General features: G+C 63.8%; 1 pseudogene. It reads right to left on the bottom strand.

The features are described from left to right. Positions 1–415, bottom strand: a pseudogene (locus D7X55_RS46395) (acyl-CoA desaturase); the annotation flags it as partial. Positions 416–450 lie beyond the last annotated feature (35 nt).

The raw sequence follows: 450 nt of genomic DNA, 5'->3' as shown, positions 1-450 counted from the left end.
GGTACCAGTGGCCGCGCGATTCATTGCGCAGGCATTCCTTCGGGAAGGTTTCCGATTCGGCGGTGAAGTGGCCGCAGAAGATGATCACGTAGGTCCAGATGTTGCGCAGTCCGTTGGCCACCATGTTGCCCAGCATCACGGTGAGGAAGAACGGGCCGGCCAGCAGCGGGAAGAACACGTAGTCCTTCAGCACCTGGCGGGCCATTTTCCGCGCCACCGGGCGGGTCTGCAGCCACATCGCACGGCCGCTGATACGGCCCTTCAGCCAGCGGCCCAGGCGCAGGTCCTGCGCGGCCACGCCCCACTGGAACAGCAGCGCGAAGATCGGCGCGATGATCGGCTGCAGCAGGTAGAACGGCTTCCAGCGCTGCTCCGGGAAGATGCGCAGCAGGCCATAACCGATGTCATCGTCCATGCCACGCACGTTGGTATAGGTGTGGTGGCGGAAAT

This window comes from Corallococcus sp. AB049A (assembly GCF_003668885.1).
Taxonomy (GTDB): Bacteria; Myxococcota; Myxococcia; order Myxococcales; family Myxococcaceae; genus Corallococcus; species Corallococcus interemptor.
Note: the sequence above shows the minus strand (reverse complement) of the source record. Positions and strands in the feature narration are given on the sequence as shown.